The organism is Sphingobacterium shayense, from assembly GCF_013179575.1.
Lineage (GTDB): Bacteria > Bacteroidota > Bacteroidia > Sphingobacteriales > Sphingobacteriaceae > Sphingobacterium > Sphingobacterium shayense.
The window spans coordinates 1-11,011 of the sequence record NZ_JABMCQ010000151.1; the positions used below are offsets into that span (position 1 = coordinate 1).

11 protein-coding genes are annotated in these 11,011 nt (G+C 40.1%); 5 read left to right on the plus strand and 6 right to left on the minus strand.

Annotated elements, in window-relative coordinates:
- Window positions 1-111: 111 nt before the first annotated feature.
- Together HP439_RS15035 and HP439_RS15040 are read right to left on the minus strand one after the other, a co-directional pair.
- Entirely contained in the window at window positions 112-684 is a 573-nt protein-coding gene (locus HP439_RS15035) for a DUF417 family protein (RefSeq protein ID WP_216657867.1), read from the minus strand.
- A 60-nt stretch (window positions 685-744) separates the two neighbouring features.
- Window positions 745-1,584 carry a helix-turn-helix domain-containing protein gene (locus HP439_RS15040; RefSeq protein WP_172391158.1) on the minus strand — a complete coding sequence of 280 codons (840 nt, stop codon included), beginning with the start codon at window positions 1,582-1,584 and terminating at the stop codon, window positions 745-747.
- Between the two features lie 616 nt (window positions 1,585-2,200).
- On the opposite strand from HP439_RS15040, the gene HP439_RS15045 reads away from it, so the two are divergent.
- A complete protein-coding gene (locus HP439_RS15045; protein ID WP_172391159.1) occupies window positions 2,201-2,611 on the plus strand; it encodes an Rrf2 family transcriptional regulator in 411 nt (136 codons plus the stop codon).
- 45 nt (window positions 2,612-2,656) lie between these two features.
- The gene (locus HP439_RS15050) at window positions 2,657-3,502 is read left to right on the plus strand and encodes an SDR family oxidoreductase (protein WP_172391160.1); all 846 of its coding nucleotides are present in this window, start codon (window positions 2,657-2,659) and stop codon (window positions 3,500-3,502) included.
- A 66-nt stretch (window positions 3,503-3,568) separates the two neighbouring features.
- On the opposite strand, the gene HP439_RS15055 is transcribed toward HP439_RS15050, so the two are convergent.
- The 3 genes from HP439_RS15055 to HP439_RS15065 all read right to left on the minus strand — a co-directional run bounded on the left by HP439_RS15055 (window position 3,569) and on the right by HP439_RS15065 (window position 7,456).
- Entirely contained in the window at window positions 3,569-4,903 is a 1,335-nt protein-coding gene (locus HP439_RS15055; protein WP_172391161.1) for a GH1 family beta-glucosidase, read from the minus strand.
- A gap of 3 nt (window positions 4,904-4,906) precedes the next feature.
- Window positions 4,907-5,992 (minus strand): glycosyltransferase family protein, encoded by a 1,086-nt coding sequence (locus tag HP439_RS15060; RefSeq protein WP_172391162.1) that lies wholly within the window; start codon window positions 5,990-5,992, stop codon window positions 4,907-4,909.
- 348 nt (window positions 5,993-6,340) lie between these two features.
- Window positions 6,341-7,456: an NAD(P)-binding domain-containing protein gene (locus HP439_RS15065; protein WP_172391163.1), complete on the minus strand. Its 1,116-nt coding sequence runs from the start codon at window positions 7,454-7,456 to the stop codon at window positions 6,341-6,343.
- Here HP439_RS15065 and HP439_RS15070 point away from each other — a divergent pair.
- The 3 genes from HP439_RS15070 to HP439_RS15080 are packed head-to-tail and all read left to right on the plus strand — an operon-like array spanning window position 7,455 to window position 9,479.
- On the plus strand, window positions 7,455-7,820 hold the full coding sequence (locus HP439_RS15070; protein ID WP_172391164.1) for a hypothetical protein: 366 nt from the start codon (window positions 7,455-7,457) through the stop codon (window positions 7,818-7,820). The genes HP439_RS15065 and HP439_RS15070 overlap by 2 nt on opposite strands.
- A 27-nt stretch (window positions 7,821-7,847) precedes the next feature.
- Window positions 7,848-8,546, plus strand: coding sequence for a hypothetical protein (locus HP439_RS15075; protein WP_172391165.1), 699 nt, complete (start codon window positions 7,848-7,850; stop codon window positions 8,544-8,546).
- A 6-nt stretch (window positions 8,547-8,552) separates the two neighbouring features.
- Complete coding sequence (locus tag HP439_RS15080; protein ID WP_172391166.1) at window positions 8,553-9,479, plus strand: motility-associated ABC transporter substrate-binding family protein; 927 nt, start codon at window positions 8,553-8,555, stop codon at window positions 9,477-9,479.
- Here the strand turns inward: HP439_RS15080 and HP439_RS15085 are convergent, their stop codons facing one another.
- Window positions 9,480-10,742 (minus strand): hypothetical protein, encoded by a 1,263-nt coding sequence (locus HP439_RS15085; RefSeq protein WP_172391167.1) that lies wholly within the window; start codon window positions 10,740-10,742, stop codon window positions 9,480-9,482. It abuts the gene before it with no gap.
- Between the last annotated feature and the right edge of the window lie 269 nt (window positions 10,743-11,011).

Sequence of the window (11,011 nt, forward strand, 5' to 3'; positions counted from 1 at the left end):
ATAGCAATTCCACTTGCTGGCTCTCGGTTAAATCTTCGGTAATTTTCTTTGCCATTTTTTCTCAAAGTTTATCGTATAAACAAAGATACCAAAAAAATAAAAATGCTATTTTTATCTCTTTATCAAGAGTAGTTTCGTTGCGCATTCGGATGCAATCAGAAGACCTGCCGCCAGCATAATTACATCTTTTAAAACAAGTCTTCCCGCTCCCGAAAGATAAGGAAATCCATAATTCGGAGTAGGGAAATCACCTCCAAGGTTAGCAACATACACTTCGGGGGTTGTTATCAAAAACGACAGCGTAACAATAGACATAATCGCAGTTAGTAAACCGCCAACCAATCCTATCTTAGGACTCCACACACCAAACAATGTTAATACACCGATACCAAGGATAACAGCTCCTAAACCATAGGAAAATATATAGGTGTGATTTGCCCGATGCCAATCGATATTTTTAGTAACAGTTGCTCCTTCTGGATTTTTGTACTTCTGATATTCAGGCGCTTCCTTTTCATAGAAAAAACTCATCAACGGACTATTCGCGACGAAAGGGACAATGCCATCAGCCTCATATTGGAAAGCTTTCAGTCCCCCAATCCAAGCCATTACGATGAATACGGTGATCTTTAAAAACTGAATAAATACGCTCTGTAAACCTGCTAATCGATTTAAAAATTCCATAATAAGTTTCTTTTCACAAATCTACAAAGCAGATAAGCAAAATAAAATGGACAAAAGCAGCTATTGTTTGGACAAATTTGCAACCTGAGATATCCCAACTTGTTGCCGATACTGCAATGGCGATATACCTACAATATTTTTAAAATAACGACTAAAATAGTGCTGATCTTGGAAGCATAAATCATAAGCTATCTCTTTGATAGATTTAAAGGTTAAATGCAATAATTTTTTCGCTTCCAAGATGGTTCGTTCTTGTATAATCTTCGATGGACTTTTCTGAAGCGATTTTTTTATTCTCTTACTTAATGCCTCACCGGTCATATTCATAGCTGAAGCATAGAATGAAATCGATTTTTCCGTTTTATAATTTTGTTCTACTAAATCCTGAAATACAATACCATCGACACTCGTCAACTGTAAGAAATAATTATGCTCGTCGATAAATTTTTGCTTTTCATCGCTCGTCAGGGCAAGTATCAATTGTAAATAGGATTTCAAAATCGCGTTCTTAAACTTACTTTCTCCCCCTATTAATTGTATCATCTTCTGACACGATTCCAACAGTTCTGCAAAAACGGTCCTTGCTAAACTAACGTGAGGAAGCTGATAAACGGTATTAAAAAGAAGTCCGTTGCAGGCGACATCGTGTTTATGAAGCTCAATACAATAATAATCTCCGTTGAACAAGACTTGCATCACATCACACGGAGATTCCTGTATGGAAAGCAACTGGAAATGTTGATGCGGAGAGATAAATATCGCAGAAAATGCTGGAGCTTGGTAGTTCACGTCGTCTATGCTATAGACTATTTCACGCTCGGTCAATACCACTTGATAATAGTTTAGCGCCTCTTCTACGTTAAGCAGGTTCAGATCAACTTTTCGGACTTGTATATCCATATCCAAAGATACAAAAACGGCTTGTTCTTATTCGCCAGGAAAATTAAGTATTATATTTCGTTCGACTACGGCTATTAATCGGACACAAAGCATTAGCATTGAGTTAGCTTGAAATACCTTCCTCATTGGTAAAGGATGGCTACTTATGTAACCCATTAATATTTAGCGAGGTATGCATTAACCATTATTCAGATTTAAAACCATTCCCTGAACTAAAGATCATTAAGAAACTATTATCATTGCATTAAGGTATCCCTTTGTTTCGCTCAACCTAAAAAAAGCGTTTATCTTTGTGCCGGTCAGCAGATTTGACCATTCGCAGAGAATTAGCTGGTATTAAAGAAGGTTCGAATCCTTCCTCTGCATCATATCGGAAGAGTCCCATTATAATTAACTCGCGTGATAGATCCCCTTCACCCGCCAGGGTCTATCACTTTCCTATATCAACTTCATAACGTGTAACCAAATATACCGACAAACCGCCTCGTTTTAAAGAATTCGTGGATCACACTGATATTTGTAAAAACAAATACAGCTATTTCAAATGAACTAAGAATAATTTTAATTGTAATAACATGTATTACAATTAAAATTATTTACTTATCTTTGTCTCGTCATGAACAATACAAGGTTTGCAACGGCTATACATATATTGGCTATTCTAGCGAAATTTCCAGAGAAATGGTTAAGTTCCGATTGGATCGCTGAAAGCATCAATATCAATCCAGTTATTGTGCGTAAAGAGCTAGGCACACTTCATGCGCACGGTTGGATTGTAAGTCGAAAAGGGAAAGTAGGCGGCACTAAACTTCAGGTTCCTCCCGAAAGCATTACGCTCGCAGAAATCTATAAAGCTGTAAAAAATACAGACGTGCTGGGTAAGAAAAATCTAAAGACAAATCCCTCTTGCCCAATTGGAAGAAACATAAACAATAACTTAGAAAGTTTGTTTATCCAGACAGATAGTGTAGTCATCGCTTCGCTGGAAAACAAAACTTTAAAAAAGTTTGTTGAACAATTCAGTTAATTTTTTTTCTCCAAAATGTAACAAAAAACATTACAAATAAAAAATATGAAAATAGGAATCACAGGAGCAACTGGACAACTAGGCCGTCTAGTTGTCGAAAAACTTAAACAACGTGTAAATGCTAATAACTTGGTAGCACTTGTACGCTCACCCGAAAAAGCTTCCGACATGGGAATAGAAGTACGTGAATTTGATTATAACAAACCAGAATCACTAACGGAAAACCTGAGCGGAATTGATAGCTTACTTCTAATATCGGCAAACCAAGTTGGGTTACGCAAAGCCCAACACGAAAACATAATAACCGCTGCAAAACAAGCAAACATAAAATGGATTGTATATACGAGTTTACTCCACGCCGATACCTCTTCCATGTCACTAGCGACAGAGCACATACAAACCGAACAAATGCTAGCAGACTCAGGTATTCCGCACACCATTCTGCGAAATGGATGGTATACGGAAAACTACACGGCATCAATTCTCGGATCGATTGAAGCGGGTTCATTTTTTGGAAGTGCCGGCGCGGGGAAAATATCATCCGCAACCCGAGAAGATTATGCAGAGGCTGCCGCGGTGGTGTTATCCACAGAAGGTCATTCAGGGAAAATATATGAACTATCTGGCGACGACTACTATACCCTAAGTGACCTAGCAACCGAGGTTTCCGCTCAAATAGGTAAGGAAATTCCGTATACAGATCTTCCTGAAGAAGAGTTCGCCAAAGCTTTAATCTCCTTAGACGTGCCGGAGAGTTTCGCTAAAATCATTGCCAATATGGACGTCGGCGCTTCCAAAGGGGATCTATATGATCAGGGCAATGTCCTCTCGAACTTGATCGGTCGCCCAACAACTCCCCTGTCGGAAGTTGTCAAACGTGAACTCACATAGTTAATCCGATCTACCCACGCACCTAGCGGTACTATACGAAAAGCACCGCTAGGTGCTTTTTGATGATTACTTTAGAAACTGCGAGTACCAGTATCCCGACGATTTAATAGTGCGCTTCTGACTTTCAAAGTCTACGTGAATCAGACCAAAACGAGGTCTATACCCTTCCGCCCATTCAAAATTATCTAAGAAAGTCCACACAAAGTACCCCCTTACATCAACCCCTTCTTGTTTAGCCCGCAATACCTGTTCAATTGTCTTTTGAAGATATATTTGACGCTTTCGGTCATCAACCTTACCGTCGATGACAAAATCTTCAAACGCAGCACCGCTTTCAGTAATAATCAAAGGAGGAATATTTTTATACGTGCTATATCGTTTCAAAATATGATACATCGACTCTGGATAAACTTCCCAGTTCATGGCTGTCATTTCTACTTTCCTTTTGGAAGCATTAACAATTTTTGCTCTCAAATATGGAACAAATAGGCTGTACCGAATAATTTCTCGTGTATAGTTCTGTAAGCCTATAAAATCCATGTCAAAAGAAAGGTTTCGCTCGTCATCCTCTTTCATGTATCGCTCAATTCTTTTTAAAATTGGCAGATCTTTTATAGGATATCCCATTCCTAACAACGGTTCTATAAACAACCTATTCAACAATGCATCCGCCCGCTTTGCCGCGTTGATGTCACGCGCAAGCAGTCTATATGGTTCAATATGTGAGCAGGAAAATGTCGTTCCAACACGGCTTCCAGGTAAAGTTTGTTTTATGACACGTGCTCCACTAGCCTGAGCCAATGCAGCATGATGTGTGGCCGCAAGAAAATTCTCTAGTCCCTTTCTGCCGGGAGCGTGCACGCCAAAGAAATAACCTGCTCCAGTGAATACAACGGGTTCGTTTAAAACCATCCAGTTTGTTACCCGATCACCAAAACGTGTTACACAAACTTGAACGAACCGCTCAAACCAGCTGACTATATCACGATTAATCCAACCTCCCTTAAGTTCTAATCCTTGAGGTAAATCCCAGTGATAAAGAGTTATCCAAGGGGTAATGCCAAGTTCAAGAGAAAGGTCAATAACCCTGTTATAGAAATCCACCCCCTTTTCGTTTATCTCTCCATCACCCTGCGGAAAAATACGACTCCAAGAAATAGAAAATCTATATTCACGAATATTCAACGAGGCCATCAGCTCTAGGTCGTCAACGAATCGATGGTAAAAATCACAGGCTACATCCCCGTGATGATTCGCGAAAATTTTATTTTTCTTTTTTGCAAAAACATCCCAAATAGACGCTCCTTTAGAATCTTTCTCATGAGCCCCCTCGATCTGGTAGGCCGCCGTCGACACGCCCCACATGAAATCTTCTCCGAAGGAGTCTTTGGTTATCAACATTTATTAATCATTTTGTATTTGTGCGTTCCGAAAAAGTATCTTTCGTAATTGTTTTAACGAGAGGATATCTTTCTTCTGCGGGAGTAAACTAATCTCCCCCATCCTTTCATGTACTTGAAAAAGTTTATTTATTATTTCAGCCGTACAATCTGGGAAATCCACCGTTATTTCTTGATCAGATTTTAGCCACGCTTCTATTTTTCGTATCGCCCCAGCATTTAATTTTTTCAATATGGGAACCCCTAATTGTGCAAGAGATGCGGCATTACACTGCTGTTCGTACTGATTTTTCATAGGCACGACGATCAATTTTTTTCCCAGAAATAATGCTTCAGCGGGTGCTTCAAATCCCGCTCCGCAAATTATCCCTTTCGAAGATACCATACTTTCAACAAAAGAACGATTAGAAATAGGGAAGAAATGTACGTTGCCCACGTTGTAAGCATACTCGGCATGCTTTGAATACACCTGCCAATCTACGTTTTTCAACTCACATAGAACCCGCAATATTTTTCTGTCACTGTAAGACGGAAGATAGACCGTATAATGACCCTTGCATGTAATTACCGCATCACGTATCTCCTTGCGAATTAAAGGCGTAAAGATATTTTCATCATACTGCGAAAAATGAAAACCAAAACGAACAGCGGCCGGTGCATAATTTTTTAAGATCCAACGGCCCACTGGATCAACAACATTAGGGATAGGTGCATTTTCGTTTAAAACCGCAGATTGATGACTTAACGCATAACAAGGCTTGCCATATAAACGACATGCCCAAGCACTAACCGGCTCGAAATCGCTTATAACAATATCGTACTGCTGCACTTGGAGCGAACAGAGCTCATTATAGAAACGTTTAGTTTTCGCCTTTTTATAGGTCGCCATCAGGTCAACCCCTCCTTTTTTTCCGAAAACAAAGCTTAACCCCTTCATCGTATATTTAACAGGGTGACCTAATTCAACGTCTGCTTCCGTGCCACTTATTAATACATCCAGATCGCCTTTTCCCTGTAACAAGGGTATTACATCTCGAGCTCGGCTAATATGGCCATTCCCCGTCCCTTGAATTGCATAAAGAATCCTCATATAACTAATCGGAGATAGATCGTAGGCGCGAAAAAGTAAACCATAACTCGACAAATACATTTTTTACCACAGGTCCCAAACATACACTCTTTGCTCTACTTACTCCCTTTAGTCCCTGCTGTTGTGGTGCATGCACTTACGTTCTCTTGAATCTAAAAGGCGAAAAGAAGGATGCATAACGTGTTAAAAATAATCGGATAATAATTTTCTGAAAGTAATAAGTGAACGCTTCCATAATCCAGTTCGTTTAAATGAAACAAAAAACTTCTGTATTGTAAATGAACGAATTACATATGAATACTATATCAATATAATATTATGTTTTTGTGAACAACCCAGCATATGCGCCTAATTGGATTCTTTGCTAAGTTTTAGATATTCCGTAAGTTCCTGTGCTGCAGCTCGCCCTGCGCGGTTTGCACCTATAGTCGATGCGGACGGACCATATCCCACTAAATGAATCCGGGGATCATTAGTCACCATCGTCGCAAGCCGCCCTCCCATTACAATTCCACCATCTTTACCGCGAAGCATAAGGGGCATTAAATGATCCAGCGAGCTCCGAAAACCTGTGCACCACAATATAACATCGACCTGCAGAGAACTCCCATCCACCCAACGAACCCCTGCCTCGGTAATCTCCGTAAACATAGGTCGTCGGTTTAACACCCCCCGTTCTCGCATTGCGACAATTGCGGGAGTAACAGGCAAGCCTGTCACCGAAACAATCGAACCCGCAGGCAAGCCTCGTCGAACCCGATCTTCAACGATCGCTACCGCAGCACGCCCACGTTCAGCATCGAATGGTCCTTCTTCAAAGACAGGCGGCCTGCGCGTCACCCATGTCGTATGTGTGACCTGCGATATTTCGTCAAGAAGCTGAATAGCAGAAATTCCACCGCCAACGATTAGAACATGTTTGTTTTTAAAGACAGACGCCGTCTGATAGTCCCTTGTATGCAACTGTAGGCCTTTAAAGATCGAGGCACCTGGATATTCAGGAATGTAAGGCTTGTCCCAGGTCCCTGTTGCATTTATTATGCCTTTTGCTGAGAAAAATCCACGATCAGTTTCTATCCGTAAAGAGCCTTCTCTCTCACAAACTACACGCACGGAAACAGGGCGGTATACTGTTAAATCGAACGTTTTTTCATAACATTCAAAATAACGAGGTACCGCGACATTCGCTCGTACCTCTTGGGTAGGTTCAGCAGGCACAGTTTCTCGAAAAGACAGCCCCGGTAAGTCGTGTATACCGTTTACTGTACTGAGGGTAAGGGACGGCCACCGGTATTGCCAAGCCCCGCCGGGATGAGTAGCCTGATCAAGTACAACAAAGTCTCTCCCCAGTCTTAAGCCTAATTTTTTAAGGTGATAAGCTGAGGATAAACCAGCTTGACCCGCTCCAATCACAACGATATCTGTTTTATAAATCAGTTGTGGTCGCATAATGCTCTTCTCCATGTTTGAATTTATTGAAATTGCGCCTTATCTTCCGAGTTATCAAGATACAAAATCTAATGGTATTAACTCTAATGTTCCAGCGACAGCCTCCTATCTTTATTTTAATCGTTGTTTATCAAAAACGCCTGTCATTATTTTAGTGGTTAAAGAACTCCAGAAGAAAACAAACTACAATTGGCGGGTTTCCAACACATGGTCTTATTTAGGAGCTTATAAAAAAGATAAATTCACACGATTTTTTTTTTGCCGGTCAAAACGACATAAAGATAAAATCAAACATAAGTCAAAAAGTATTCTAAACAATCTTATTAAAGAAGTCTGTTTGCATCCAATCGAACTCAATTTCTACCGCCTTCGATTATAATTGCATTACACTTTAAAACATACAATTATGAACGCATTAAAAGTAGCTAACTTTCCCAAAGTCATCACCAAGAGACCTACAATGTTAATAATCAGTTTAGGGGCGTTGCTATCCTTCACTCCTAGACCTGCAACCTCAGCCATTGATTTTGTATTAGAGACTGCTGGTAATCAAAAAACAATCGTATTACAGGAGGAACCAATCAATGTCCTCGGATATTATCAATTCCCAAACCGCGTTGCTTTTTTAAAAATTGAAAAACGCAACAACGATCTCTACGCAATTCAACTTTGGGACGGTAAAGAATACACTTTGAAACAGCTTGATCAAACCCATTTCGAAACAGAAGAAGACGGTAATACAATTGAATTTATCAAAAATAATTCTGGAAAAATTCACCAAGCAAAGTTATTAGGACGAATTATAACGAGGAAGGTTGAATTCAACCCAGAAGAAAGCATCCAGCTTAAAGATTCGGACCTAACCCTTTTAGAGGGCCGATATGCAAAGAGTGACGATGCTACATTGATATTAGACGTCCAAGCGAACCAAGGAGGACTCCTTCTCAAACAGTCCTGGGACGGCAAAGAAATCCAATTTACTGCACGCACGGCAAACTTCTTTCTCAATAGCGACGGCTTATTCCCCTTAACATTCACAATCGTGAACGGTAAGGTGACTGAACTTATTTGCTTTGAAAACGATGCTTGGATCAAACAAAAATAGGACAACATGAGGATATCATCTTACTTTATTTCCTGTATAGTCTGGATGTTAACAGTTCTGCAGGCCAATGTTAATGCACAACAAGTCGGTGACGAATTGTTCAAATATCCCATACTAACGCCGACCTATACAGATGGTAATGGACCACTTATTTTATTTGATCAGGCTCACAACAACGGCGTAAATCTACGCGGAAACTATAAGCCTTTCGCTACACTATTGAAGAGCGACGGATATTTACTAGAGCAAGTTCAAACGAACTTCGATGCTTTTACTTTAGACCGTGCAAAAATATTAATTACAGTAAATGCCATGGCAGATCCCACCAATTGGGATCTGCCTGCCCAGTCGGCTTTTAGCCAAGACGAAATCTTTCAAATAGTTCAATGGGTTGAAAACGGAGGAAGTCTTTTACTGATCACTGACCATATGCCCTGCGGGGGAGCTGTACAGGAGCTTGCTCGTAGATTCAATATAAATATTTTCAATGGTTTTGCCCTACGAAACGATCGTGCTGAAGAAATTTTTTCACGGAAGCGCGGTAGTCTTTTTGAAAACGAAATAACAAACCACAACGGAAAAAACATAGATAGCATAATGTGCTGGGGAGGGACAGGCATGATTATACCTTCTTCTGCGACAGCCCTCACACATCTTGGAAAGGAATATAGCATTTATCTGCCAAATCGTGTTTCTCAAATCGAATCAACTGTATCTGACACCGTTCCTCAAATATCGGGCGTCGGAATTGCAAATAGCGCGTATCTTCGATATGGAAAAGGTAGAGTTCTTGTTTTTGGCGATGGAGCCTCGTTTTCAGCCCAGCTTCAAGGTATTAAAAGCAAAAAACGAGGCATGAACCACCCAAGTGCGTCTCAGAACGCACAATTCCTTTTGAATATTATCCATTGGCTCGATCACCCTCCGGAATAACTACGGAACATTAATTGTCATCTCGTGGGTCAATATTCCCTCCGAGTTTTTAAATTCCACGTTATAATCCCCAGGAAACAGAAAAAGGGTGTCGCTCTTTCCGTTCATGATCATTTGATCTGCAGGTATACGGTGCCCTTTTTCAACTCCGTCATTATAAAAAGCCTGAACGAAAACGGCATCTTTAGAATCAGAAGTCGCCACAACGTATGCCTTTCGCGCGCCGCCAAGAGTGAGATATGCGGGACGACTAGAAGAATTGATATAACGAGGACTGATAATACTAATGTCGACATACCGATCATGAAATACGGAATCAGCATGTAATGCGACGATTGGTTTCCTGATTGCTCCCAAATTATTAGCTGCGCGAAACTCTTTTGATTCTAATTTGGGCTCTACATGCTCAATATGTTGCGATTGTGAAATACTCAACGGATCGACTCCTGTAAAGTCACGCAGAAATTCTCCCATATGCTTCCATCCGTTTTTAGACCCTTCAAAAACATGGTCATACCCCGTATAAATAAAAACTTTAGCAAGGGGGTCGTCCGCAAGCACATTAGCAAGGTTTTTGGCCATCACTGAATCTCGGGACCTATTCACGTAGTACCTATCCCGACCTGCACCGTTAAATGTCTCTCGACTATCAAATTCAATTAAAGTAAAACCTCGTTTTAATCCTTCCCTTATTAGCTCTCCATACATCGGTTCACGCCCATAAAATGATCCCGTCGTATCCGTCACTAATTTGGTATCGTTGATCGTCATGTTAGACAGATCTTCTACTGCGAAATACCGGAAACCTTGATTATAAAGCTCCTCCAAAAGACTTAATGCGAATGCTCGGTGAGATGGTATATGATGAGCTTCATTCAGCATAACCACAGATTTATCTTTTGCTGTTTCTAAAACAAAATCTCGAGCATCGACAAATTTGTGTGTTTCAAAGAAATTGGTATCACAATCAACGGTCAACCCTTGAAGATCCTTGCGATAACGATTATCAAAGTAACCAATCGCATTCTCCAAATCGCCTACAAACGAATGATAAGTCGCCATTGCCTGACACCAAATATGAAACCCAGCCTGATCACCGTCAGCTGGGGCTGATTTCTTTATCTCATTTAACGGTAGTATATAATTCTCAGGCTCCTTTTTATTTATATCCATCCCGATCTCAAAAGCTCGTTGTGCTTTCGTTTGTCCAAAAATCGGATATAGTAAAACTAGGTATACGAAAAATATTAAAGTCCCCCTCATTACTCTAAATTATAAAAAATATACGACGAGCTTTAAAATCATACGATAAATAACATGGAAAATACAAAGGATCATTTTGGCTACAAAAAAGCCAAAATGATTTTTTTTGCACAATTTTGTTTCAAAACGTTAAATTTACTTCCGAAAAAAGTAACTTAAGTTTTAGAATTGTTTTCTTTTTTACTAACTATCACGTAGCCATTTGTATTTCATCGATTAGCAAAAGCTAATATTTTAATAACATAGACATAATTTTAAGGCAATCGTAG